This window comes from Methylobacterium sp. ARG-1, from assembly GCF_001262595.1.
GTDB classification, from domain to species: Bacteria; Pseudomonadota; Alphaproteobacteria; order Rhizobiales; family Beijerinckiaceae; genus Methylobacterium; species Methylobacterium brachiatum.
In genome coordinates this window covers 142,482-165,718 of record NZ_LHCD01000008.1, presented here as the reverse complement: position 1 = coordinate 165,718, position 23,237 = coordinate 142,482, and the positions used below count along the sequence as shown (strand labels likewise).

Below are 23,237 nucleotides of genomic sequence, written 5' to 3'. Positions count from 1 at the left end.
GCCGCCGACCTGCCGCGCCGCGCCGCCCCGCCGCCCGTCTTCACCCCCGTCCCGGTGTTCACCTGGACCGGCGCCTATTTCGGTATCAACGCCGGCTACGCCTTCGACGCCAGCAGCCGCTCGAACAACTCCACCTTCGGCGTGCCCTTCCCCTACGCCGCCCCCGGCACCACCGCCACCTTCAGCAACCGCAGCCAGGACGGCTTCTCCGGCGGCGCGCAGATCGGCTACAACGTCCAGTTCACCCCGGGCTCGGGCGTGGTCGTCGGCATCGAGGCCGACGCCCAGTACCTCGACTTCGGCCGCGGCCGGAACAACGCCTTCGTGAGCGGCGCCGTCGCCCCGGGCTACTACGTCACCGACCCGCGCGGCCTGTCGAGCCTCGACTACTTCGGTACCGTGCGCGGCCGCCTCGGCTACGCCTTCGACCGCACCCTCGTGTACGGCACCGGCGGCTTCGCCTACGGCTCGGGCAGCGCTGACCGTTCGTTCGGCGGCTACGCCGGCAACGACAGCTTCCGCACGGGCTACGCCGTCGGCGGCGGCATCGAGTACGCGCTCCCCACCGACTCGTTCCTGAACTTCTTCCGCTCGTCGGCCGTGACGCTCAAGGTCGAAGGCCTGTACGTCAACCTGGAGCGCGGCACCCGCAACCAGGGCGCCCTGGTGGTCAACGCCGCCAACAACTTCCCGGTCGCCTACAGCAACGTCGGCCGCCGCGACGACGAGTTCGCCGTGGTCCGCGCCGGCCTGAACTACAAGTTCGGCTCGTACTAAGATCGAGACCCGGCGCGCCCCGCGCGCCGGTCCGGATCCGAACGATGAAAGAGCCCGGCCGAATGGCCGGGCTCTTTCGCGTTTGGGCCCTGCGCCGGCCTGAATGAAGTTTTCGCAACCGCCCCTGACAAAGCGTCACCGCACACCCATGTCCTCTGCGGCCGTGCGGCGCGTTCGAGCCCGCGGGTACGACTTGAGGAGGAGAACTCCATGAATAGCGAAGAACGCGACGTCATCTCCGGCATCTTCCAGCGCCTGGAGCAGGCCCAGAGCCAGCCCCGCGACGCGGAGGCCGAGCGCTTCATCGCCGAGAAGATCCGCGCCCAGCCCTACGCCCCCTACGCGATGGCGCAGCTGATCTACGTGCAGGAAGAGGCGATCAAGAGCCTGAACCAGCAGCTGGAGCAGGCCCGAAGCCAGGCGGCGCCGGCCCAGTCCTCGGGTGGCGGCGGCTTCCTGTCGAGCATCTTCGGCGGTGGCAGCAGCCAGCGCCAGGAGCCGCAGCCGGGCTATGGGCAGCAGCGCCCGGCCGGCCAGCCGTGGGGCGGCGGTGCCGGCGCGCCGCAGGGCTATCCCCAGCAGGGCTACCCGCAGCAGCCGGGCTACCCGCCGCAGCAGCAGGGCGGTCCGTGGGGCGGCCAACCGCAGGCTCCGGCCCGGGGTGGCGGCTTCATGGCCACCGCGCTGCCGATGGCGGCCGGCGCGGCCGGCGGCATGCTGCTCGGCAGCGCCCTGTCGAACGCCTTCGCGGGCGGCCATTCGAGCCTCGGCAGCGCCGCGGCTGCGGGCCTCGGCGGTGGTGGTGAGACGGTGGTGAACAACTATTACGGCGACGGCGGCGGCAACCAGGATCTCGGGTCGGCGCTCGACGGCGGCGGTGGCGGCAGCGACTTCCAGGACGCCAGCTTCAGCGATCCCTCTGGGGATTTCGGCGGCGATCTCGGCGGCGGCGACGACAGCGACTGGACCTGATCGATCCGGCCACCACACAATCAGGCCCGGTCGCGCTCACGCGCGGCCGGGCTTTTTTAAACCGTCCGAACGGTTCCGGTCAGACGGGTTGAACCCGTCCCGCCGCCGCTCCCCGGAAGGCGTGGGCGGCGTGGCGTTCCGGCAGCCGGTCGCCCTGCCCGAACAGCTTCCGTCGGTAGGATCCGTCCGCGTAGGCGGTCTTGTAGAGCCCCCGGTCCTGTAATTCCGGGATCACGATGTCGATGAAGTCGGCAAAACTCTCCGGCACGACGAGGCGGCTGAGGTTGAACCCATCCACTTCACCCTCCTCGATCCAGGCCTGAAGTTCGTCGGCGATCGAGACCGCGTCGCCCGCCAGCACCGCGTAGCGCCCGCCGAGCTCGAGCTCCGCCAGCAGGTCGCGCTTGGTCAGGCCGCGCTTCGCGGCAGCCGCGTTGGCGGACTGGATGGCGTTGCCCGGGCCGTAGGGAATCGCCTCGTCGAGGCCGTAGCGCGCGAAGTCGATCCCGGTCGAGGCGGAGAAATGCGCCAGGCCCGCCTCCGGACTCGCGTAGCACAGGTAATCGGCACGCTTCTCCTCGGCCTCGGCCCGGCTGCGCCCCGGTATCACTGCCAGCCCGACGAACACCTTCACATCCTCCGGATGGCGCCCGGCCGCCACCACCTCGGCCCGGATCGCCCGGACGGCCTCCCGGGCCGTCCCCCGGTCGCGGGCCGAGATGAACACGCACTCGGCGTGGCGCCCGGCGAAGGCCCGCCCGCGGCCCGAGGCGCCCGCCTGGTAGAGCACCGGCGTGCGCTGCACCGACGGCTCGCACAGGTGGTAGCCTTCGACGTCGAAGAACGCGCCGTGATGCGAGACAGGGCGGATATGGGCCGGATCGCTGAACACCCGAGCTTCCCGGTCGCGGCGCACGGCCGCGTCGTCCCAGCTGCCTTCCCACAGCTTGTAGAGGACCTCCAGATACTCGTCGGCATAGTCATAGCGCTGGTCATGGGCGGGCAGGATGCCGCCGCTCAGGCCGCGATGGGCACTGTCCAGATAGCCGGTGACAATGTTCCAGCCGATGCGGCCGCCGGTGAGGTGGTCGAGGGTCGAGAGGCGGCGCGCGAAGGTGTAGGGCGCCTCCGTGTGGACATTGACCGTCACGCCGAAGCCGAGATGCTCGGTCACCGCCGCCATGGCGGGGACCAGCAGGCTCGGATCGTTGACCGGGAGTTGCACGGCCTCGCGCGCGGTGACATCGATGCCGCCGCCGTAGATGTCGTAGACGCCGCTGATATCGGCGATGAACAGCCCGTCGAACAGGCCGCGCTCCAGGAGCTTCGCCTGATCGGTCCAGTAGCGGAGCGTGTTGTATTCCGACGAGCGGTCGCGCGGATGGGTCCACAGCCCGTGGTTGATGTGGCCGACGCAATTCATGTTGAACGCGTTCAGCCGGATCTGCTTTCTGGCGACCATTCAGAGCGCTCCGTACCGGGGCGGCTGCCGGCCGTCGAGAAGGGCGGCGCCGATCCGGCGATACGTCCACCGCACGGGGTCACGACGCAAACGATCCCCTGTCCGCCGAACGGGCAGGAGCCTGATCCGTCCGGAACGCGCAAGCCCTGCGGTGTCGATGCCTCGGCTTACTGACGATCGCGTCTCATCGGCTCCGCAGCAGCCTTCTCAAGGTCGTCGGTCACGCGGCTTTCCGCGTCTCGATGTGGACGAACCGCGCCGGGAGAGAAGAGCCTTCTGCCGTGTCGCGCCGGAGGGGTCATGGCGGCCTTCGAGCGCGATCGGATGAGAGAGAACATCCTTCAGACTGAGCCGCTGAGAGATATGGCATCTCTCCTGTATTGTTCTGTAAAAATAACGTTCTCGTTGACCATTCAACGCACCCTAGGCAAATTACACCCTGTAATCGGGCTGTGCCTGCACGCCTCTACCGACCCCTGCGAGGAATTATGATCGGCACGCGACGCACCCTGTTCTCGCGCCGCCACGCGGCCGCCCTGTTGGCATCCGTACTGGCCGTTGCCGCGGTCGGCCCGGTCGCCGCGTCGGAGGGGCATCTGCGCATCGCGAAGCAGTTCGGCGTGGTCTACCTGCTGCTCAACGTGGCGGAAGATCAGAAGCTGATCGAGAAGCACGGTACGAAGGCCGGCCTCGACATCAAGGTGGAGTACGCGCAGCTCTCCGGCGGCTCGGCGGTGAACGACGCGCTCCTGTCGGGCAGCATCGACGTCGCGGGCGCGGGCGTTGGGCCGCTGTTCACGCTGTGGGATCGCACCCGCGGCCGGCAGAGCGTGAAGGGCGTCGCGTCGCTCGGCAACTTTCCCTACTACCTCGTCTCCAACCGGCCTGAGGTGAAGACGATCGGCGACTTCACCGACAAGGACCGGATCGCGCTGCCGGCGGTCGGCGTCTCGGTTCAGGCCCGCATCCTGCAATGGGCCTCCGCCAAGCTCTGGGGCGACAAGGATTTCGCCCGGCTCGACAAGATCAGCGTCGCGGTTCCGCATCCGGAAGCCTCGGCCGCCATCATCAAGGGCGGGACCGAGGTCACCGGCCATTTCGGCAACCCGCCGTTCCAGGAGCAGGAGCTGGCCGGCAACCCGAACGCCCACATCGTCCTGAACTCCTACACGGTCCAGGGCGGCCCCGCCTCCTCGACAGTGCTCTACGCCACGGAAAAGTTCTACCGCGACAGCCCGAAGACCTACACGGCCTTCGTGGACGCCCTCGCGGAAGCCGCGCAGTTCATCGCCGACAATCCCGAGACGGCCGCGGATATCTACATCAAGTCCAACGCCAGCCGGATCGACCGCGACCTGCTGCTCAAGGTCATCCGCAACCCCGAGGTGACCTTCAAGATCGCGCCGCAGAACACGATCGGGCTCGGGCAGTTCATGCATCGTGTCGGCGTGATCCGGAACGAGCCGAAGACCCTCGACGACTACTTCTTCGCCAATCCCCGTATCGCGACCGGCAGCTGAGCCGATGACCTTGGCCGATGAGCGCCGCGCTATCGCGCGGGTCCAGCGGGGCATCGCGGCCGAGCCGGGCCTTGCCCACGACGCGGAAGCCGGGCCTGCGCCGACTCCCCTGCCCGCGCCGCTGCTGCGGGTCTCGGACCTGATCCTGGAATACCGCACGCCGGAGCGCGTGGTCCGGGCGACCCACCGGGTCGGGTTCGATGTCTACGAAGCCGACCGCTTCATTCTGCTCGGCCCCTCGGGCTGCGGCAAGTCCACCCTGCTTAAGGCGATCGCCGGCTTCATCCCGCCGGTGGAGGGATCGATCACCCTCGGCAGCGAGATCGTGCGCGGGCCAGGGCCGGACCGCATCGTGGTCTTCCAGGAATTCGACCAGTTGCCGCCGTGGAAGACCGTCGCGCAGAACGTGGCCTTCCCGCTGCGCGCCGCCGGCCTCGTCGGCCGGCGCGAGGCCGAAGCCCGGGCGCGGCACTCCATCGACAAGGTCGGCCTCACGCCGTTCGCGGACAGCTACCCGCACCAGCTGTCCGGCGGCATGAAGCAGCGCGTCGCCATCGCCCGCGCGCTCGCCACCCAGCCCAAGGTGCTGCTGATGGACGAGCCCTTCGCGGCGCTCGACGCGCTGACCCGGCGCAAGATGCAGGAGGAGTTGCTGGCCCTCTGGGAGGAGGTGCGCTTCACCCTGCTGTTCGTCACGCATTCGATCGAGGAGGCGCTGGTGGTCGGCAACCGGGTGGCCCTGCTCTCGCCCCATCCCGGCCGGTTGCGGGGCGAGTACAACAGCCACGATTTCGACTTGGCGAGCGTCGGCAGCGCGGCGTTCCAGGCGGCGGTGCAGCGCCTGCACGGCCGCCTGTTCGAGACCGACCCCGAAACCTCCGTCCCGGCGGCCCCCGCGCGATGACCCAGCACGTCCGTCCGCCGATCCGATCGGAATACGATCTCGTGCTGGCGCCCTTCGTGGAGGCGCCGATCGAGCGCAGGCTGCCGCTCTCCACGCGGGTCTGGCAGCAGGGCTGGCTCCGCAAGGGCCTGATCCTCGCCGTGCTCGCCCTCGTCTGGGAGGCGCTGGCCCGCTGGCAGGACAACGACCTGCTGCTACCCGGCTTCGGCGCCACCCTGTCGGCCCTGGCGGAGGGCCTGGGCAGCGGCGAGCTTCTGGAGCGTGCCCGGATCTCGCTCACGGTGCTGGCGGAAGGCTATGTCGGCGGCGTCGTGCTGGCCTTCGCCCTGACGACGCTCGCGGTTTCGACGCAGTTCGGTCGCGACCTACTCTCGACCCTGACGGCGATGTTCAACCCGCTGCCGGCCATCGCGCTGCTGCCGCTGGCCTTGCTCTGGTTCGGGCTCGGCTCCGGCAGCCTGATCGTCGTGCTGGTCCACGCGGTGCTGTGGCCGCTGGCGCTCAACACCTTCGCGGGCTTCCAGGCCGTGCCCGAGACCCTGCGCATGGCCGGGCGCAATTACGGCCTGACGGGCCTGTCCTATGTCTGGCAGATCCTGATCCCGGCGGCCCTGCCGGCAATCCTGTCCGGGCTCAAGATCGGCTGGGCCTTCGCCTGGCGCACCCTGATCGCGGCCGAGCTGGTCTTCGGCGCCGCCTCCGGCCAGGGCGGGCTCGGCTGGTACATCTACCAGAACCGTAACGAGCTCTACACCGACCGGGTCTTCGCCGGCCTCTTGCTGGTCATCGCGATCGGGCTCATCGTCGAGAACATCGTGTTCGCGACGTTCGAGCGGCTCACGGTCCGGCGCTGGGGCATGGTGCGCTGACGCCGCCCGCGGCCTCCGCGCCTTCGCCCCGAAACGCATCGCCTCCAACCCCGATCGGCCGATGACACAGGACAAGCTTCGCCTCGGCGCCTTCTTCTACGCCACCGGGCACCACGTCGCCGGATGGCGCCACCCGTCGAGCGAGGCCGATGGCGGGCTCAACCTCGAGCGCTACGTCGGCTGGGCGCGCCGGGCGGAGGACGCGAAGTTCGATCTGGTGTTCCTGGAGGACGGGACCGGCATCCGCGACGGCAACCTGCGCTCCAGCGAGCGCACGGCGCGCTCCGCCCATTTCGAGCCGGTGACGCTGCTGTCGGCCCTGGCGGCGGTCACGAGCCGGATCGGGCTGGTCGCCACCACTTCCACCAGCTTCAACGAGCCCTACAACGTCGCCCGGCGCTTCGCGTCGCTCGATCACCTGAGCGGCGGCCGGGCCGGCTGGAACCTCGTCACCTCGACCACGGATGCCGAGGCCGCCAATTTCGGCACGGATCAGATCGCGCGCCACACCGACCGCTACGCGCGGGCCGAAGAGTTCGTCGACGTCGTCCTCGGCCTGTGGAACACCTGGGACGACGGCGCCGTGATCATCGACCAGGCCAGCGGCCAGTTCTCGAAGCCGGACGGGTTCCGGCCGCTGAACCACCGCGGCAAGCATTTCCAGGTGCGCGGCCCGCTCAACATCTCGCGCACGCCCCAGGGGCAGCCGGTGCTGGTCCAGGCGGGCTCCTCAGGGCCCGGCAAGGATTTGGCGGCCCGCACGGCCGAGATCGTGTTCACCGCCAACCAGACGCTCGACGAGGCGGTCGCGTTCTACGGCGACCTGAAGGAGCGGATGGCCCGCTTCGGCCGGAGCCGGGACGACCTCAAGGTGATGCCGGGTCTGTTCCCGGTGGTCGGCCGCACCGAGTCGGAGGCGCGCGCCAAGTTCGAGGCGCTTCAGGACTTGATCGATCCGGTGGTCGGCCTCGCCTTGCTTGAGCGCATGGTCGGCGGCTTCGACCTATCCGGCTACGATCCGGACGGGCCGGTGCCGGAGCTGCCCAAGGCCGAGGGCGCGAAATCCCGCCAGCAGCTGATGTTCGATCTGGCCCGGCGGGAGGGCCTGACGCTGCGCCAGCTCTACCTGCGGATCGCCGGCGCCCGGGGCCATTTGCAGATCGTCGGGACGCCCGCCCAGATCGCCGACGAGATGGAGGAGCGCTTCCGGGCAAACGGCGCCGACGGCTTCAACATCATGCCGGCGACCCTGCCGGGGGGCCTCGACGACTTCATCGAACTCGTGCTGCCCGAGCTGCGCCGGCGCGGCCTGTTCCGCAGCGAATACGAGGGTCGGACGCTCCGGGACCATTTGGGCTCCCGGCCGCCCGCGCGGCCCGCCGCGATCCCCGAATCCCCGGCCGGTGCGTGAGCCGATCCGGCGAAGACTCGGAACGTGGCGGATGAAATCTGGGGGACACCGTCCTCTGCAGGAGCCCAATAAAAGAGTTCGCTTCGTTTGACTGCTGGTGCCGGCAACGACGCCATCGGGGCTCAGCACGATTCCGGCAGGGCGGGTGCCAGATCCTCGTGAGAGGATCGCAGCAGGCCCGCCTCCGGCGCGGATCCGCGCGAGGCGATGTGTCGGCCTTGCCGCGATCAGGACGGAGCGCAGCGAAGAAGTGTCCATGCCGTTGAGCGACGACATCCCGGATCACGAGCTGGCTTTAGCCGATCGGGCCGGGCGCTTACGTCCTGCGGGCGCTGGTACGGCTGATGCGCGACCTCGGCCCTGCGGTCTCACCGCTCAACGCGTTCCTACGCTTCAGGGCCTGGAGACGCTGCCGCTGCGGATCGAGCGGCACAGCCGCAACGCCCAGGCGATCGCGGCTTGGCTGACGGACCGGCCCGAAATTGTGTGGGTGATCCACCCATCGCTCCAGACCGGCGCGGCGCGCGCCCGCGCCGACGCAGTGCTCACCGGCGGCTATGGCGGTCTCGTCGGTTTCGAATTAGCGGCCGGGCGCGCGGCGGGACGGCGCTTCATCAACGCCCTGAAGCTGTTCTACCATGTGGCCGATAACGGCAACGCGCGCAGCCTCGCGATCCATCCCGCGAGCACGACGCATTTCCAGCTTGGCCCCGAGGCGCTGAAGGCCACGGGCGTCTCGGACGGTTACGTCCGTCTCTCGGTGGGGCTAGAGCATATCGACGATCTGCTGGCCGATTTCGATCAGGCGCTGGCTGCCGCCAGCACCGTGGCGCGCGGCCTGATGATGATCCGGCTTCTCACCCGCTTCGCCCGGTTCTTGCCGGGGGCCGCCCTTCCCCACGGCGAACAGCCCGCGACCCGCCTGCCGCATCTCCACGTCCCGATGCTCGACGGCGGCAACCTCGCTTGCGCCGACCTCGCAGCCCAGTTCGTGGACCTGCCCGGTCTCCTGAGAGAGCGTCAGCCCCCTGCTTCAGGCCGTTGATGGGCCATCGCATCGGCCGGTTCTGTCGATCTGCAACGCACCGCGTCGCGACAGCCTCAATCCGCGCTTGTGCCGGCGATGTGTCTGTCAGCCGGTCGGCGGAACGGTGACCGCGTGCGCGACGCGCCCGCGACGGCGCTACTGTCTGCTAGCGGAATTCACCGAGGGCATCGCAGCATCGGGGCCGAGCGTCGGGGCCGCCTGACTCATCGGACGCGTGCCGGGCGCCGGCTCCGAACCCGACGTTTCCCAGTGGGCGAAGGCGACGCTTGCGAGGATGATGACGATCGCGGCGGGGAACAGGAGACGAGACATGGGCCGGCAACCGAGGCCGCCGGCCTCGGTTCCGACGGTGCGGCTATCGGGCCGGCGCCGTGGTGCTGGTCCCAACGCCCACGCCCGGCCGGGCCGTGCCGGTGCCCGGGACCGTGGCAGCGCCGGCCGCGCCGTTGGTCGAGCCTGTCGTCGCGCCGGTGGCTGAGCCAGTTGCGGCCTCGTTCGCCTTCTGGCTGTCGCTCTTCACCGAGCCGGGATTGTTCATGTTGCCGGTCGCACTGCCGCCGCCGGCGGGCTGCTGGGCGTAGGCGGTTCCGGACAGGGCGATGGCGAGGATGGCCGCGAGGCCGAAAGTCTTCATGGGCATGTGCGTTTCCTCAGGTCGGCCCGTTTTCGGGCTCCTACGGCAACGCAGCCGGGGCCGGTCCGTTCGCGGCACTTCCGTCAAAGGTTGAAGCGGATCTGCGCAATCGCGTCGATCACCGCCGCGGCGGATCGATCCACATCCGCGTGCCGGCCCCTACGGAGGAGCCGCGGTCCTCGGTTGCCCAACCGGATTGTAACGACGCCGTCATGGTTGCGCCCTCGTTGACCGCCGGCGTGATCGAGCCGGTGGTCACTGGATCTGCCCAGTCCGATGCGTGCCCGGCGACATGCACGATCGGCTCCGGCAGGTTGCGCTCGTAGCCCACGACGATGGCGGTCAGCCCGGCGCCGACGAGGACGAGGGCCAGCCCGTCGACGATCATGTGGCCCAGTCTCGGCATGATACCCACGCGTGTTGAGGAGCCTCCGGGCTACGACCGTAGGCTTAACGAATCGTACCGATCCAGCCGCCGGGCGGCCGGTCGCGCAACGATCCATGGCAATGGGCGCTTACCGCCCGCGACACCACCGGTTCGGAGACGCCATCCATGGAAGCCAGTGACCTCAAGCAACGCCCGCCCTTCCGGGTGATCACCTTCCGCGACGACCAGGAGGTCATTTCCGAGGACGTCGAAACCGAGGTGGCGGCCCGGACCCGCTTCGCTTCGGCAATCGACCTGTGCAAGACGCGGGATCCGGCGCACGCTCACCGCGTCGTGCTGCAATCCGGCGGCGAGACGATCGCAGCCTGGCCGCAATCCGCCGCGTAGCCGCCGCGGCACATCCGGGGATCTGCCATGGAAACCTTATTGTCGACGGCCACGACGCTCGGAGCGGCGCTCAGCGCGCGCAACGAGACGCTGGCGGTTGCGGAATCGTCGTCCGGCGGTCTCGTGGCGGCGGCGCTCCTGTCGGTCCCCGGCGCCAGCGCGTATTTTCTCGGCGGCGCCGTGGTCTACACCGCCGCGGCCCGCTCGGCTCTCGTCGGCCTCGACGAAGCCGCGATGACCGGCCTGCGCTCGGCCTCCGAAGATTATGCCCGCCTGCTGGCCCGGACCGTCCGCACACGGCACGGCGCAACCTGGGGCATCGCGGAGACCGGCGCCGGCGGCCCGAGCGGCAACCGCTACGGCGATGCCGCCGGGCATAGCTGTCTCGCCGTGAGCGGTCCTGTCGAGCTCGTCGCCACGATCGAGACCGGCGGCACGGATCGGATCACGAACATGCGGATCTTCGCCCGCGCCCTCCTCGATCTGCTGGGCGATGCCCTGGCTGGTCGGCGCTGAGGAACGCAAGCCGGCCGGGCGTCTGGACGCGACCGGGTACGGCCCGGCCGGGGCCAGGGCAGACGGTCGGTCGCTGGAACGGGGATGCCGACGCGACGTTCCGACCTCTCGGACGGGACTGCGCCAGGAGATCAACGTGCCTCAGAGACACCCGCTCCGGTTGTGGGTCGTGCGCCACGGCGAGAGTTCCGGGAATGTCGCCCGCGACGCCGCCCAGGCCGCTGGCGCCGCCCGCATCGACATCCCGGAGCGCGATGTGGACGTGCCGCTCAGCGCGCTCGGTCACCGGCAGGCCGAGGCGCTCGGGCGCTGGTTCGCCAGTTTGCCCGACGATGAGCGTCCGAACCTCGTCCTCGCCTCACCGTACCGGCGAGCGGTCCAGACGGCCGAACACATGCGCGGGGCGGGCGGTCTGGCGTCCGGCACACCGCGGCTGCTGATCGACGAGCGTCTGCGCGAGAAGGAATTCGGCATCCTTGACCGGCTGACCCGGCTTGGGATCGAGCAGCAGCATCCCGAACAATCCGCGTTGCGGCACGATCTCGGCAAGTTCTACCATCGCCCGCCGGGCGGCGAGAGCTGGTGCGACGTGATCCTGCGCCTGCGCAGCGCCCTTGACACGATCGGCCTGCACCATGACGGGCGCCGGATCCTGCTCGTCGCTCACCAGGTCGTGGTGCTGTGCCTGCGCTACCTGCTGGAGGGGATGACCGAGGCGGAGATCCTCGCCGTCGATGCCGAGGGCGATGTGCTGAATTGCGGCGTGACGGAGTATGCATTCTCGGCCACGGCCGCCCCCGACGGCGGGTTGGCCCTGGTCCGCTACAACTTCGTCGCACCCCTTGAGGCGGGGGGCGCCCCCGTTACCTCCGAACCAGATGCCGAAGCGGCCGCGACGTGATCCCTCACGAAGCCGGCGCAGGGCGACCGGGGGATCCATGAGCACCGTTACGCCGGTCACCGAGCACGTCCTGCGGACCATGGCCCCGCCCGAGCCCGACGGCGACAGCAAGGACGGAAGGGGCCGGGTCCTCATCGTGGCAGGGTGTACGGGTCTGCCGGGCGCGGTGTTGCTCGCCGCCAATGCCGCGCTTCGGGTCGGCGCGGGGAAGCTACAGATCGCGGTCTGCCGGGACCTGGCGATCCCAATCGGGATTGCGGTGCCCGAAGCGCTGGTGATCGGGCTGCCGCAGACCGAAGAAGGCGGTATTGATAAAGCCTGTGCCGCCGATCTCGCGCAGCGGGCCGAGCGCGTCGATGGGGTTCTGGTCGGCCCTGGTATGTCCGAAGACGTGGATGTCGAAGCCGTGACCGCCGCCCTGATCCGGGGCGCCGGCGAAGCGGCCCTCGTCCTGGATGCCGGCGCCCTCGTGGCGTTGCGGGCCGAGCCGGATCTGACCAGGCGCTTGTCCAAACCGGCGATCATCACCCCGCATGCCGGCGAGATGGCTCAGCTCCTCGGGGAGGAGCGCGACGCGATCGAGGCGGATCCGCTGGCGGCGGCGCGGCGGGCGACCGAGCGCTTCGGCACGGTCACGGTGATGAAGGGCGGGCGGACGCACGTCGTCGCTCCGGACGGCAAAGCCTGGTGCTACGAAGTCGGCCATGTCGGGTTGGCGACGTCCGGCTCCGGCGACACGCTGGCCGGATTGGTCGTCGGCCTGCTGGCCCGCGGTGCCGAGCCGGAAGCGGCGGCCCTCTGGAGCGTCTACGTCCATGGCGAGGCCGGCCGCCGGCTCGCCCGCCGCTACGGCGGCATCGGATTCATGGCCCGCGAGATCCCGGGCGAGGTGCCGTGCATCCTCGCCGAGGTGATGACCTAGCGCCTGCAGCCAACAGCGATCATCCTGTGCCGTCCTTGCGAGCGCAGCGAAGCAACCCCGTGCGGCGCGTGATTCCCGAACCTTGGCGCTTCCCCGGATTGCTTCGCTGCGCTCGCAAGGACGGATGAGGCCGAGCCTCACTCCGCGGCGGTCGCGGACACTCCGTCTGCACCCACCGGACCGAATTGCGCCGCGTGCAGGCGCCGATAGATGCCATCGGCATCGAGCAGCGCCGCGTGCCGCCCCTGCTCGACGATGCCGTCCTCGCCCAGAACCACAATGCGGTCGGCGTCGCGGATCGTTGCCAGCCGGTGGGCGATGACCAGCGTCGTGCGTCCCCGCGCGAGGTCGGCGAGCGCCTGCTGGATCTCCCGCTCGGTCTGCGTGTCGAGGGCAGAGGTCGCCTCGTCGAGGATCAGGATCGGCGGGTTCTTGAGGAACACCCGGGCGATGGCGATGCGCTGCTTCTGCCCGCCGGACAGGCGCACGCCGCGCTCGCCCACCACCGTGTCGAGCCCGGCCGGCAGACCGTCGATGAGCGCGCCGAGCCGGGCGCGGCGGGCGGCCTGGTCGATCTCGGCCTCGCTCGCGTCGAGGCGGCCATAGGCGATGTTCTCGCGGATCGTGCCGGCGAACAGGAACACGTCCTGCTGCACGATGCCGATCTGCCGCCGCAGGGAGGCGAGGGTCAGGTCGCGCACGTCGATACCGTCGATCGTCACTCGCCCCGCCGCCACCTCGTAGAAGCGCGGCAGCAAGGCGCACAGCGTCGTCTTGCCGACGCCCGACGGGCCCACGAACGCGACCGTCTCCCCGGCCGCGATCGTCAGGTCGAGGCCGGCGAAGATCGGGCGACCCGTATCGTAGCCGAAACTCACACCCTCGAAGCGGATGTCGCCGCGCAGGGTCCGCGCCTCGATCGCATCCGGACGATCGATGATGTCGGGCTCGGTGGCGAGCAGTTCCTGGTAGCGCCGGAAGCCCGCCACCCCCTTGGGGTAGGTCTCAATCACCGCGCCGATCTTCTCCAGCGGGCGGTAGAACACGCCGACCAGCAGGAGGAAGCCGACGAAGCCGCCGGCCGTGAGATCGCCGCGGACCACGAAGGCCGCACCGCCGAGCAGCACGGCGATCTGGACCAAGCGCAGGCCGAGATAGTTGATCGACAGGCTGGCCGCCATGAGGCGGTAGGCTTCGAGCTTGGTGTCGCGGTAGCGGGCGTTGTCGCGGGCGAACAAGGCGCGCTCGTGCTGCTCGTTGGCGAAGGCCTGCACGACCCGAATCCCGCCGACATTCTCCTCGATGCGGGCGTTGAAGGCGCCGACCCGGCCGTATTGCGTCTGCCAGTTCCGGGTCATCCGCCCGCCGTAGCGCAGGCTCACGAAGGCGATGACCGGCAGGATCGCGCCGGTGATCAGCGCGAGCGTCGGATGGACCCAGACCATCAGCCCGAAGGCGCCGACCAGCGTCATCACGGCGATGAACAGATCCTCGGGCCCGTGATGGGCGACCTCGCCGATCTCCTCGAGATCTTTCGTCACCCGGGCGACGAGGTGGCCGGTCTTCTGGCCGTCGTAGAACCGGAACGAGAGCTTCTGCAGGTGGTCGAAGGCCCGGGCCCGCATCGTCGTCTCGATGTTGATGCCCAGCACGTGGCCCCAATAGGTCACCACCACCATCAGGCCGGCATTGGCCACGTAGATCAGCGCGAGGCCGCAGGCCGCCAGCAGGATCAGGCTCCAATCCTGCTGCGGCAGCAGCCGGTCGACGAAGATCTTCACCGCGATGGGAAAGCCGAGCTCCAGCAGGCCGGAGAGGACCGCGCAGCCGAAATCCGTCAGGAACAGCGCCCGATGCGGCCTGTAATAGGCAAGGAAGGCCTTCAGCATGATCCGCGGGTCAGCGCTCGGTAGCGCGTTCGAGGGGGCAGAGCGCCCCACAGGACGGGACGCCCGGAAGGCGGTGACGCAGGCAACAGACGCGCCGCCGGCGGCAGCCCGACGCGTCCGCGCACAGGGCCTGTGCGAGGGGGTTCCTACCGCAGGCGAGGTCGCCGCGCCATCCGAGCCGTGTCGCGGCCGCCGGGCAGGTCGGCTCGCCCGCGCAGCCCAACTCCCCGGCGACGTAGTCGAGGATCACCGCGGCGTTCCCCCACAGGACCCGGGGGGCGATCCCGCACCTTGCGTGGCACATGTCGACGAAGGGGCGCAGATGGCCCTCGACCAAGCCCGTCAGGCCGGACGCGCAGCCGGACCGGCAATCCGGCGTTTCTGCCGGGACCAGGAGGCGGGCCGGTCGGCCGGCGTCATCGAGTTCGAGGCGCGTCGTGTCGAACGCGAGCGGCAGGGGACGCCCGAGACAGGCCAGGGCGGTCAAGGCCGGCGTGGCAAGGGCGGCCAGATAGAACTGGCTCCAGTACGAGACGAGAACGCGCCGGTCGACCGCACCGTATCCCGCTCCGAAGGTCGAGAGGGTCGTCTCGAACACTCGGGGATCGCGCAGCGCGGCCACCGGTAGCGCGGTCGCACCGCCGGGCCCGACGGCGACACCGTGACGGTACGTCTCCAGCGACGCGGGAACGCGCGCGGCGATCTCGTCAATCATCGCGTCCCCGCCCCGTCGGCCCGAAGGGTCCGATCGACCGTCACCAGCAGCCAGGCCACCGCCGCCGCGTAGAGCGGCAGCGTCGCGCCGAAATAGGACGGCCAGCCAGCCCATTCGGCCAGAGCCGGGGCGGCGACCCGCAGGGGCATCGCGGCAAAGAAGGCCGCGCCGAACAGCAGCGCGTAATCCGTGGCCGGCCGCGGCCCCTGCGCCCAGCGGTAGATCATGTTGAACACCGGAACACCCAGGATCCCACCGCAGAGGAAATTCAGGATCGTCGCCGCGATCGCCAGCTCCACCGCGCCGGCCGCGCAGGCGGACGCCATCAGGCCGCCGGAGACCAGGACGCCGAACGCCCCGAAGGCGATCAGCCGCACCGTGCCGAAGCGTGCGGCGAGGCCGCCCGCGACGAGCGCCATGACGAGGTTGATGGCCGGCAGAACGGTGCCGGTGAGAAAGCCAACCTGCGCGAGCGGCACGCCGAGGTCGAGGAGGGCCAGCGTGTTGGGCCCGGACAGCAGGTAGGCCGCGGCGAAATACGCGCCCAGCACCAGGATCCGCGCCGCGAGGACGCGCAGACGCGCGAACGAGCCCCACCACCGCTCGGGTACGCCGCCGACTCCATGGAGACGCGCCTCCGGGTAGCCGAGGATCGGCAGGAGGCACAGCGCATCCAGGGCCGCGCAGGCCAGCACCGCGAGGCGCCATCCGAGGAGATCGTAGGACCCGACCAGGATCCCGACGCCGAGAATGCCGCCGAGGGACGCGCCGCAGAGCTTGGCCGAGGCGACGAAGGCCCGCCGCTCCGCCGGTACGGTCTCGACCACCAGCGCTTCCAGCGCGATGTCCATGGTGGCGACGCAGGCGCAGGCCGCGACCGCCAGCAGGAGCAGCACCGGCAGCGGCCAATGCTCGCCGAAGCTGAGGACGCTCAGGAGCAGCACCGTCGCGCCCTGCGCGGCCACGATCCACCCGACGCGGTGATCGAGGAACGGCAGGCGGACCCGGTCGAGGACGGCCGCCCACAGGAAGGTGAGGCCCACCGGCAGATTGATGAGCTGCAGCAGTCCGACCTCGGCCAGCTCCAGGCCCCGGACCCGCAGGATCAGCGGCGCCCCGCCGGACAGGAAGCCGAGGGTGGCGCCGAAGGTCATGTACAGACAGAAGAACGGCGCCAGCGGGCGCATGCCGGACCACGACCTGGCCAGCCGCACCCGAACGCTCCCGACGGCGGAGGGGCTCACCACCTGCAGCATCACGCGCCCCTGCGAGAGGCACGGCACTGACCCGCCCTACGGTGACGCTCGGACCCCGATCCGTCTTGACTTCGCCAGTTTATAATCAAACTAATTCAATATTACGCCTCTGATCATTCATTTAGACGTGACACAAGGCTCGGAGCAAGGCGATCGCGCCGGCAAATCCAAAGCAACGACCCTGCAGAACGGGTGCCGATAGGACAGCTCATCTCACCCAGGGACGACCGGTCGATGGACAGCCCGTGACGCTCATCGTCCGCGAGGGCCTGCCGCGGGGGCGAAGACGCTCGGCGGCCTTCTCCGGTGTCATCGCGCCATCGCGGCTCGAAAGTGAGGCTCGCGCCGGCGCATCCCGGCAGGTCCCTCTCCGAAGGATGACGGGGGAAACCGGAGAGACGGGCGTCAGAGCACCTCGACGCGGGTCCCCACCGGGACGCGGTCGTAGAGATCCACCACATCCTCGTTCATCATCCGGATGCAGCCCGACGAGACCGACTGGCCGATCGTCCCCGGCTCGTTCGTGCCGTGGATGCGGTAGAGCGAGGAGCCGAGATAGAGCGCGCGGGCGCCGAGCGGATTCTCGGGACCACCGGCCATGTGCCGCGGCAGGTCGGGACGGCGGGCGAGCATCTCGGCCGGCGGCGTCCAGTCGGGCCATTCGGCCTTGCGGCTGACGGTCTTGAGGCCGCTCCAGGCGAAGCCCGGACGACCGACGCCGATCCCGTAGCGCAGTGCCCGCTGCCCTGGCTGAACGAGATAGAGGTGCTTGGCCGCCGTATCGATCACGATCGTCCCGGGCCGCTGAGGCCCCGCGAAGGCGACCTCCTGGCGCCGGTATTCCGGCCCGACCTCCCGGGCGATGCGGCTCGAATCCGCCTGGGGGACACCGTAGGCCTGCTGCGGTGGGAGGGCCTGCAGGGGCTCCGGCTCGGCCGGCAGGAGCTCGCCGGAATATGCCGCGACCCGCTGCGGCGCGGCGGAGCGTTGCGGCCAGCTGCGCCCCCGGCCCCCGGCTTGACCGGTCACGAGATATTCGATGAGGCCGCCGCCATAGCCGCCGCCTTCGGCATAACGCGCCTGCTGCGCCGACGCGGAGGCGCACAGCCACCCCGTGGCCACCACCGCACACAGACCCAGACGGACCGAACCACGCATCGGCGAACGCTCCCGTGGGGCAGTGGCCCCGATTCGGGGACGATCCACCCGCGACCGGGCGTTCCGGTGAATCAACATGGTGAATCACGCCTCGCCATCTCCGCCCTCCCCGGATGCGCGCGATCAGCGTGAATCGTTAGTAAAACGCTGCGTGCCACAACCACCGATAGGTCAAATGTCGCCGGGGCATAGAAATCGTCGCCGGATGACGTTGGCAGTCACAGTCCGCTAACCGATTGTGGTAGAGAGTTGCCACCACGGATCCTGAAGGCTCACGCCCCGACGATGACCCAAAAGCGCTATCGTATCGAAGACAGCCTCGGGCTTCCCGGGGTCTTACCCGCCGCACCGGCTCCGGAGGCCTCGAATGAGCGGCTGGACGAGATCCTGAGCGCGATCATGGATCTGCGCCGCATCACGCAGATGAGCGCGGACGAGACGATCGAGACGTGCCGACGCGAGCTGCACGATGCGCTGGCGATGCGCTCCGAACTCGACCTGATGAAGGAAGCGATCACCCGGACCAAGTCCGAGCTGGCGACGCTTCACCGCTCCGAGAACAGCGGCAAGGGCATGCGCCGGGCGGCGGACGAGCTCGACGCGGTGGTCGAATCAACCGAGCGCGCCACGACGCAGCTGCTGAATGCAGTCGAGGAAATCGAGTCGAATGCCGGCATGCTGTACACGGCAAACCTGCCGCCCGGCATGAAGCAGCACGTCGACATCATCCAGGAGCGGGTGATCTCGGCTTACGAGGCCTGCAACTTCCAGGATCTGACCGGCCAGCGGATCAACAAGATCGTCGGCGTGATGAAGTTTATCGAGGAGCACCTCGATCGGCTGATCGCCGCCTGGACGCAGCTGGACAGCTTCCGCGATCTCATCACCATCATGCCGGTCCCGGCCGCTTTGGACGACGAGAGCAGCCTGCTGAACGGGCCGAAGCTCGAGGACGATCCGGGGCACGTCGACCAGAACGACATCGACTCGCTGTTCGACTGATCCGGACAGCTGGGTTCGGCGCCGTAATTTTGTCGGCCAACCCGGTCCCACTCGGGGGCAGGAACGCTTAGATCTGCGGTATGAACCGCAGAGCCCTCTCAGACCTGCCCCCTGACACTTTCGACGACGGCCGCGACGCCGAGCGCGAGGAGAGCGCCGGCGAGTCCGAGGCCCCGCTGTCCGCCGAGGATTCGCCGGAGATCGATTTCGATTTCGACCCGGGCGCGGTCCAGGCCGGCACCGAGGTGATCCGTCGGTTCTGGTCCACGCTGCCGAACTCGCCTGGCGTCTACCGGATGTTCGATCATCGCGGCGACGTGCTGTACGTCGGCAAGGCCAAGAACCTGAAGGCCCGCGTCGGCTCCTACGCCCGCGGCCAGGCGCATTCGAACCGCATCGCCCGGATGATCTCCCAGACGGCGGCGATGGAGTTCGTCACCACCGCCACCGAGACCGAGGCGCTGCTCCTCGAAGCCAATCTAATCAAGCAGCTCAAGCCCCGCTTCAACGTGCTGATGCGGGACGACAAATCCTTCCCGTACATCCTGGTCACGGCCGACGGGCCAGCGCCGCAGATCGTCAAGCACCGCGGCGCGCGGCGGCGGAAGGGCAATTATTACGGCCCCTTCGCCAGCGTCTGGGCGGTCAACCGCACGGTCAACGCCCTGCAGCGAGCCTTCCTGCTGCGCACCTGCACCGACAGCTATTACGAGAACCGCAGCCGGCCCTGCCTGCTGTTCCAGATCAAGCGCTGTTCCGGCCCCTGCACCGGGGAGATCGGGACCGAGGATTACGCCGCGATGGCGGATGCGGCGCGCGCCTTCCTGGCCGGCAAGTCCAACGCCGTGAAGGACCGGATGCGCGCCGAGATGCAGGAGGCGTCCGAGGCGCTGGAGTTCGAGCGCGCCGCCCGCTACCGCGACCGGATCGCGGCGCTCTCGGCGATCCAGGGGGTGCAGGGCGTCAACACGCAGGGCGTCGAAGAGGCCGACGTGTTCGCCCTCGACGAGCAGGCCGGGCAGTTCTGCATCGAGGTGTTCTTCTTCCGCAACTTTCAGAACTGGGGCAACCGCGCCTACTTCCCGAAGGCCGACCGTTCGATGACGGCCGAGGAGGTGCTGGGCTCGTTCATCAGCCAGTTCTACGACGACAAGCCCGCGCCGCGCACGGTGCTGACCAGCCACCCGATCGAGGATGCCGAACTCGTCGCCGCCGCCCTGTCGAGCCGGGTCGATTACCGCGTCGAGATCCACCGGCCGAGCCGGAGCGAGCGGAAGAACCTCGTCGACTACGCCCAGCGCAACGCCAAGGAGGCGCTGGCGCGGCGACTCGCCGACACCGCCTCGCAGGGCAAGCTGCTGACGGCCCTGGGGCAGGCCTTCGGCATGGACCGGACGCCGCGGCGGATCGAGGTCTACGACAACTCGCACATCATGGGCACGAACGCGGTGGGCGGGATGATCGTCGCCGGCCCGACCGGGTTCATGAAGACGCATTACCGTACCTTCAACATCAAGTCGGAGGAACTGACGCCGGGGGACGATTACGGCATGATGCGCGAGGTCCTGCAGCGGCGCTTCAAGCGCCTCGTCAAGGAGGCGCCCCGCACCGAGCGGGAGGCCGCCGTCGCGGCGGCCGAGGGCGTGGACGCGCAGCCGGTGCCGGCGCCTGCCGAGGATGGCGAGGCGTTTCCGGCCTGGCCGGACCTGGTGCTGATCGACGGCGGCAAGGGGCAGCTCGACGCCGCCCGCACGGCGCTCGATGAGATCGGCGTGTCGGACGTCCCGTTGGTCGGCATCGCCAAGGGCCGCGACCGGGATGCTGGGCGCGAGACGTTTTTCGTACCAGGGCGGCCGCCGTTCAAGCTTCCGCCGCGGGACCCGACGCTCTACTTCGTGCAGCGGCTGCGCGACGAAGCCCACCGCTTCGCCATCGGCAGCCACAGGGCCAAGCGCAAGCGTGAGATGATCAAGAATCCCCTGGACGAGATCGCCGGCATCGGCCCCAGCCGCAAGCGCGCGCTGCTGCACCATTTCGGGACCGTGAAGGCGATCGAGCAGGCCGCCTTCGAGGATCTGGCCAAGACGCCCGGGGTGAACGCCGCGACCGCGCGCGCCGTCTACGATTTCTTCCATGCCGGCGCCTGAGAATCCCGCCGTCCCGGCCGCGCCCGCGGTCGAGACGTTGACGCCCGGGCCAAGCTCTGATTTCACCCCGTCGATGAACGCCGTCCTTCCCCGACGACGGTCGCCGGCCTGGACGCTCGCGAATTGCCTGACCTACGGGCGCCTCGTCGCGGTGCCGGTGATGGTCGCATTGCTGTTCTGGCCCGACTCGCACACCGCGCGCTGGACCGCGCTGGGCGTTTTCGTGGCGGCCGCGATCACCGACTATCTCGATGGGTATGTCGCGCGGACCTACCACCAGAGTTCCGCGCTCGGCCGGATGCTCGACCCGATCGCCGACAAGCTGTTGGTCTCGGCCTGCCTGCTGATGCTCGCCGCCGACCACACCATCGTCGGCTCGTCGGTCTGGGCCGCGATCGTGATCCTGTGCCGGGAGGTGTTGGTTTCGGGCCTGCGCGAGTACCTCGCCGAGCTGAAGGTCGGCGTGCCGGTCAGCAAGATCGCCAAGTGGAAGACGACCGTCCAGCTTGTGGCGCTCGGCTTCCTGGTGGCCGGCCCTGCGGGCGAGCGGGTCCTGCCCGGCACCGAGGCGATCGGCCTCGCACTGCTGTGGCTCGCCGCCGCCCTCACGATCTGGACCGGCTGGGACTACATGAGGGCTGGGATCAAGCACGTGATCGACGACCCGCGCTAGGTCATCATCCGGAGACGCGACTTCCGCGTTCCGACCAGGGTGATGACCTATGGGCGAGGTTGACGGTTCCTTTCCGGCAGGGTGACGCGATGAAGCTCGTCTATTTCGCCTGGGTCCGCGAGCGGATCGGTCGCGCCGAGGAGGAGTTGGTGCCGCCGCCGGAGGTCGCCACGGTCACCGATCTGGTTGCCTGGCTGCGCGAGCGCGGCGAGGAATACGCCTACGCGTTCGAAGATCCGGGCGTAGTCCGCGCGGCCATCGACCGGACCCATGCCAAGCCGGATGCAGCCATCGCGGGTGCCGGCGAGATCGCGTTCTTCCCGCCGATGACCGGCGGCTGAGGCCCGGAGATCCCGGCACGTAGTCCGCCGATCTTGAAAGCCGCGGTTTTCCGGCGTCTCTTGCGGTGTCGCTCCGGCCGCGTTTCAAGCCGAACGGCGCGTGGGCCGAGCCGCGTTCCTCTACGGGTTCGGCCCGCTTTTCAGCAGACGATCTAACCACCAGAAATTGCGGAACGCTCAAGCTGGGGCCGCCGTTACTCGGGACCGAAATCGGAACCGGAGTTCCCCGATGCGTCACACCCTCCTCGCCGCCGCTGCCCTGCTCAGCCTCGGCGCCGCCGCCCAAGCCCAGACCACCGTCATCGAGCGCGACCGCCCCGCCGTGGTGGTCGATCGGCCGGCCTCCGAGTCGAAGTCCGTTACCGTCCACGATCATGGCGACGGCTGCGTCAGCAAGACGGTGCGCAAGGAAAACGAGATGGGCGATTCCAAGACCGTGAAGAAAGAATCGTGCGACTGAGCCAGGCACCGTTCAAGACAGACGTGGCCCGGGCGTAGGCTTTCGCGCCTCGGTCCCTCTGCGGAAAGAACACCGCGGAACAGTAACTTAGAGCTGTACCCGATCGGATCATGATCGGGTACAGCTCTCCGGCAAGGGGCGGCGTTGGCGGCCTCAGTCGGGAAGGATACGCGGATGTCGAGTGACGCCCAGATCGTCGAAGTTCTCTCGAAGGTCACCACCGCCACGATCACGACGATCATGCTGAAGAAGGGTCTGCGCAATGTCTGGCTGCGCGGGACCCGGCCCCTGAGGCCCGGACAGCCCCGAATCGTGGGCCGCGCCTTCACCCTGCGCTTCGTTCCGGCCCGCGAGGATCTCGCCACGCCCGAATCGTGGTCGTCCCCGACCTCCACCCGCGCGGCGATCGAGGCGATGCCGGCCGGGTGCATCGCCGTCGTGGACGCGATGGGCGTCACCGATGCCGGGATCTTCGGCGACATCCTGTGCGCCCGCATGGCCAAGAAGGGCGTGGCCGCTCTGGTTACGGACGGCGTGGTGCGTGACGTTGCCGGCGTACTGGGCACCGGCCTACCGGTCTGGTGCCAGGGTGCGGCGGCGCCGCCTTCCGTGGCCGGCCTGACCTTCGTAGCCTGGCAGCAGCCGATCGCCTGCGGCGGCGTCGCGGTCTTTCCCGATGACGTGATCGTGGTGGACGAGGACGGAGCGGTGTTGATTCCGGCGGCCCTGCTTGAGACCGTGCTGGAGCTTGCCCCTGAGCAAGAGCGCTTCGAGGGCTGGATCATGGAGGAGGTCGGCAAGGGTGCCGCTCTCCCGGGGCTCTATCCGCCGAACGCCGAGAACAAGGCGCGTTACGAATCCAGCAAAGGTTGACGCCGGGCCGTT

23 protein-coding genes and 1 pseudogene are annotated in these 23,237 nt (G+C 69.2%); 17 read left to right on the top strand and 7 right to left on the bottom strand.

From position 1 onward, the window contains the following. Positions 1-777, top strand: a 777-nt coding sequence (locus AKJ13_RS10955) for a porin family protein (RefSeq protein ID WP_050733370.1), incomplete at its 5' end; no start/stop codon positions are given. Positions 778-987: 210 nt separating this feature from the next. Next, the gene (locus AKJ13_RS10950; protein ID WP_050733369.1) at positions 988-1,749 is read left to right on the top strand and encodes a DUF2076 domain-containing protein; all 762 of its coding nucleotides are present in this window, start codon (positions 988-990) and stop codon (positions 1,747-1,749) included. Between the two features lie 79 nt (positions 1,750-1,828). Here AKJ13_RS10950 and AKJ13_RS10945 read toward each other — a convergent pair whose 3' ends face one another. After that, positions 1,829-3,211 carry an LLM class flavin-dependent oxidoreductase gene (locus AKJ13_RS10945; protein ID WP_050733368.1) on the bottom strand — a complete coding sequence of 461 codons (1,383 nt, stop codon included), beginning with the start codon at positions 3,209-3,211 and terminating at the stop codon, positions 1,829-1,831. Between the two features lie 488 nt (positions 3,212-3,699). Between AKJ13_RS10945 and AKJ13_RS10940 the strand changes: the two genes are divergently transcribed. From AKJ13_RS10940 to AKJ13_RS10920, 5 genes and pseudogenes are all read left to right on the top strand, one after another. Continuing rightward, positions 3,700-4,731: an ABC transporter substrate-binding protein gene (locus tag AKJ13_RS10940; protein ID WP_050733367.1), complete on the top strand. Its 1,032-nt coding sequence runs from the start codon at positions 3,700-3,702 to the stop codon at positions 4,729-4,731. A 4-nt stretch (positions 4,732-4,735) separates the two neighbouring features. Next, positions 4,736-5,635: an ABC transporter ATP-binding protein gene (locus tag AKJ13_RS10935; protein ID WP_050733366.1), complete on the top strand. Its 900-nt coding sequence runs from the start codon at positions 4,736-4,738 to the stop codon at positions 5,633-5,635. Then, entirely contained in the window at positions 5,632-6,504 is an 873-nt protein-coding gene (locus tag AKJ13_RS10930) for an ABC transporter permease (RefSeq protein ID WP_050733365.1), read from the top strand. The genes AKJ13_RS10935 and AKJ13_RS10930 overlap by 4 nt, the downstream gene beginning before the upstream one ends. 61 nt (positions 6,505-6,565) lie before the next feature. Continuing rightward, entirely contained in the window at positions 6,566-7,915 is a 1,350-nt protein-coding gene (locus AKJ13_RS10925) for an LLM class flavin-dependent oxidoreductase (protein WP_050733364.1), read from the top strand. A 299-nt stretch (positions 7,916-8,214) separates the two neighbouring features. Then, a pseudogene (locus tag AKJ13_RS10920) lies at positions 8,215-8,741 on the top strand (PLP-dependent transferase); the annotation flags it as partial. Between the two features lie 577 nt (positions 8,742-9,318). Here AKJ13_RS10920 and AKJ13_RS10915 read toward each other — a convergent pair. Together AKJ13_RS10915 and AKJ13_RS10910 are read right to left on the bottom strand one after the other, a co-directional pair. Then, entirely contained in the window at positions 9,319-9,603 is a 285-nt protein-coding gene (locus AKJ13_RS10915; protein ID WP_050733363.1) for a hypothetical protein, read from the bottom strand. A 112-nt stretch (positions 9,604-9,715) separates the two neighbouring features. Further along, positions 9,716-9,985, bottom strand: coding sequence for a hypothetical protein (locus AKJ13_RS10910; protein WP_050733362.1), 270 nt, complete (start codon positions 9,983-9,985; stop codon positions 9,716-9,718). Between the two features lie 165 nt (positions 9,986-10,150). On the opposite strand from AKJ13_RS10910, the gene AKJ13_RS10905 reads away from it, so the two are divergent. The 4 genes from AKJ13_RS10905 to AKJ13_RS10890 all read left to right on the top strand — a co-directional run bounded on the left by AKJ13_RS10905 (position 10,151) and on the right by AKJ13_RS10890 (position 12,711). After that, complete coding sequence (locus AKJ13_RS10905) at positions 10,151-10,372, top strand: hypothetical protein (protein WP_050733361.1); 222 nt, start codon at positions 10,151-10,153, stop codon at positions 10,370-10,372. Between the two features lie 27 nt (positions 10,373-10,399). Then, positions 10,400-10,888: a CinA family protein gene (locus tag AKJ13_RS10900; protein WP_050733360.1), complete on the top strand. Its 489-nt coding sequence runs from the start codon at positions 10,400-10,402 to the stop codon at positions 10,886-10,888. 136 nt (positions 10,889-11,024) lie between these two features. Continuing rightward, on the top strand, positions 11,025-11,789 hold the full coding sequence (locus AKJ13_RS10895) for a histidine phosphatase family protein (protein WP_050733379.1): 765 nt from the start codon (positions 11,025-11,027) through the stop codon (positions 11,787-11,789). A 37-nt stretch (positions 11,790-11,826) separates the two neighbouring features. Continuing rightward, positions 11,827-12,711: an NAD(P)H-hydrate dehydratase gene (locus AKJ13_RS10890; RefSeq protein WP_050733359.1), complete on the top strand. Its 885-nt coding sequence runs from the start codon at positions 11,827-11,829 to the stop codon at positions 12,709-12,711. A gap of 137 nt (positions 12,712-12,848) precedes the next feature. On the opposite strand, the gene AKJ13_RS10885 is transcribed toward AKJ13_RS10890, so the two are convergent. From AKJ13_RS10885 to AKJ13_RS10870, 4 genes are all read right to left on the bottom strand, one after another. Continuing rightward, on the bottom strand, positions 12,849-14,600 hold the full coding sequence (locus tag AKJ13_RS10885) for an ABC transporter ATP-binding protein (RefSeq protein WP_050733358.1): 1,752 nt from the start codon (positions 14,598-14,600) through the stop codon (positions 12,849-12,851). A gap of 10 nt (positions 14,601-14,610) precedes the next feature. Next, positions 14,611-15,315 carry a siderophore-iron reductase FhuF gene (gene fhuF / locus AKJ13_RS10880; protein WP_050733357.1) on the bottom strand — a complete coding sequence of 235 codons (705 nt, stop codon included), beginning with the start codon at positions 15,313-15,315 and terminating at the stop codon, positions 14,611-14,613. Further along, entirely contained in the window at positions 15,312-16,571 is a 1,260-nt protein-coding gene (locus tag AKJ13_RS10875; protein WP_050733378.1) for an MFS transporter, read from the bottom strand. The genes fhuF and AKJ13_RS10875 overlap by 4 nt, the downstream gene beginning before the upstream one ends. A gap of 405 nt (positions 16,572-16,976) precedes the next feature. Then, on the bottom strand, positions 16,977-17,729 hold the full coding sequence (locus AKJ13_RS10870) for a L,D-transpeptidase (protein ID WP_050733356.1): 753 nt from the start codon (positions 17,727-17,729) through the stop codon (positions 16,977-16,979). 285 nt (positions 17,730-18,014) lie between these two features. On the opposite strand from AKJ13_RS10870, the gene AKJ13_RS10865 reads away from it, so the two are divergent. The 6 genes from AKJ13_RS10865 (at position 18,015) to AKJ13_RS10840 (ending at position 23,225) form a co-directional block, all read left to right on the top strand. Next, the gene (locus tag AKJ13_RS10865; RefSeq protein ID WP_050733355.1) at positions 18,015-18,731 is read left to right on the top strand and encodes a protein phosphatase CheZ; all 717 of its coding nucleotides are present in this window, start codon (positions 18,015-18,017) and stop codon (positions 18,729-18,731) included. Between the two features lie 80 nt (positions 18,732-18,811). Beyond that, on the top strand, positions 18,812-20,878 hold the full coding sequence (uvrC, locus tag AKJ13_RS10860) for an excinuclease ABC subunit UvrC (protein ID WP_050733354.1): 2,067 nt from the start codon (positions 18,812-18,814) through the stop codon (positions 20,876-20,878). A 73-nt stretch (positions 20,879-20,951) separates the two neighbouring features. Next, positions 20,952-21,551: a CDP-diacylglycerol--glycerol-3-phosphate 3-phosphatidyltransferase gene (gene pgsA, locus AKJ13_RS10855; RefSeq protein WP_163006196.1), complete on the top strand. Its 600-nt coding sequence runs from the start codon at positions 20,952-20,954 to the stop codon at positions 21,549-21,551. 89 nt (positions 21,552-21,640) lie between these two features. After that, entirely contained in the window at positions 21,641-21,892 is a 252-nt protein-coding gene (gene moaD, locus AKJ13_RS10850) for a molybdopterin converting factor subunit 1 (RefSeq protein ID WP_050733352.1), read from the top strand. Positions 21,893-22,121: 229 nt separating this feature from the next. Continuing rightward, positions 22,122-22,352 carry a hypothetical protein gene (locus AKJ13_RS10845; RefSeq protein WP_007569193.1) on the top strand — a complete coding sequence of 77 codons (231 nt, stop codon included), beginning with the start codon at positions 22,122-22,124 and terminating at the stop codon, positions 22,350-22,352. Positions 22,353-22,526: 174 nt separating this feature from the next. Further along, positions 22,527-23,225 carry a ribonuclease activity regulator RraA gene (locus AKJ13_RS10840; protein ID WP_050733351.1) on the top strand — a complete coding sequence of 233 codons (699 nt, stop codon included), beginning with the start codon at positions 22,527-22,529 and terminating at the stop codon, positions 23,223-23,225. The last annotated feature ends 12 nt before the right edge of the window (positions 23,226-23,237 follow it).

What these genes read in the sequence shown, in the direction of transcription:
- uvrC (WP_050733354.1), top strand. Translation starts at nt 18,812, where the DNA reads ATGAACCGCAGAGCCCTCTCAGACCTGCCCCCTGACACTTTCGACGAC.
- AKJ13_RS10885 (WP_050733358.1), bottom strand. Translation starts at nt 14,600, where the DNA reads ATGCTGAAGGCCTTCCTTGCCTATTACAGGCCGCATCGGGCGCTGTTC.
- AKJ13_RS10890 (WP_050733359.1), top strand. Translation starts at nt 11,827, where the DNA reads ATGAGCACCGTTACGCCGGTCACCGAGCACGTCCTGCGGACCATGGCC.
- AKJ13_RS10915 (WP_050733363.1), bottom strand. Translation starts at nt 9,603, where the DNA reads ATGCCCATGAAGACTTTCGGCCTCGCGGCCATCCTCGCCATCGCCCTG.
- AKJ13_RS10935 (WP_050733366.1), top strand. Translation starts at nt 4,736, where the DNA reads ATGACCTTGGCCGATGAGCGCCGCGCTATCGCGCGGGTCCAGCGGGGC.
- AKJ13_RS10945 (WP_050733368.1), bottom strand. Translation starts at nt 3,211, where the DNA reads ATGGTCGCCAGAAAGCAGATCCGGCTGAACGCGTTCAACATGAATTGC.
- AKJ13_RS10900 (WP_050733360.1), top strand. Translation starts at nt 10,400, where the DNA reads ATGGAAACCTTATTGTCGACGGCCACGACGCTCGGAGCGGCGCTCAGC.
- pgsA (WP_163006196.1), top strand. Translation starts at nt 20,952, where the DNA reads ATGAACGCCGTCCTTCCCCGACGACGGTCGCCGGCCTGGACGCTCGCG.
- AKJ13_RS10875 (WP_050733378.1), bottom strand. Translation starts at nt 16,571, where the DNA reads ATGCTGCAGGTGGTGAGCCCCTCCGCCGTCGGGAGCGTTCGGGTGCGG.
- AKJ13_RS10925 (WP_050733364.1), top strand. Translation starts at nt 6,566, where the DNA reads ATGACACAGGACAAGCTTCGCCTCGGCGCCTTCTTCTACGCCACCGGG.
- AKJ13_RS10910 (WP_050733362.1), bottom strand. Translation starts at nt 9,985, where the DNA reads ATGATCGTCGACGGGCTGGCCCTCGTCCTCGTCGGCGCCGGGCTGACC.
- AKJ13_RS10845 (WP_007569193.1), top strand. Translation starts at nt 22,122, where the DNA reads ATGCGTCACACCCTCCTCGCCGCCGCTGCCCTGCTCAGCCTCGGCGCC.
- fhuF (WP_050733357.1), bottom strand. Translation starts at nt 15,315, where the DNA reads ATGATTGACGAGATCGCCGCGCGCGTTCCCGCGTCGCTGGAGACGTAC.
- AKJ13_RS10905 (WP_050733361.1), top strand. Translation starts at nt 10,151, where the DNA reads ATGGAAGCCAGTGACCTCAAGCAACGCCCGCCCTTCCGGGTGATCACC.
- AKJ13_RS10865 (WP_050733355.1), top strand. Translation starts at nt 18,015, where the DNA reads ATGACCCAAAAGCGCTATCGTATCGAAGACAGCCTCGGGCTTCCCGGG.
- AKJ13_RS10870 (WP_050733356.1), bottom strand. Translation starts at nt 17,729, where the DNA reads ATGCGTGGTTCGGTCCGTCTGGGTCTGTGTGCGGTGGTGGCCACGGGG.
- AKJ13_RS10950 (WP_050733369.1), top strand. Translation starts at nt 988, where the DNA reads ATGAATAGCGAAGAACGCGACGTCATCTCCGGCATCTTCCAGCGCCTG.
- AKJ13_RS10930 (WP_050733365.1), top strand. Translation starts at nt 5,632, where the DNA reads ATGACCCAGCACGTCCGTCCGCCGATCCGATCGGAATACGATCTCGTG.
- AKJ13_RS10840 (WP_050733351.1), top strand. Translation starts at nt 22,527, where the DNA reads ATGTCGAGTGACGCCCAGATCGTCGAAGTTCTCTCGAAGGTCACCACC.
- AKJ13_RS10940 (WP_050733367.1), top strand. Translation starts at nt 3,700, where the DNA reads ATGATCGGCACGCGACGCACCCTGTTCTCGCGCCGCCACGCGGCCGCC.
- moaD (WP_050733352.1), top strand. Translation starts at nt 21,641, where the DNA reads ATGAAGCTCGTCTATTTCGCCTGGGTCCGCGAGCGGATCGGTCGCGCC.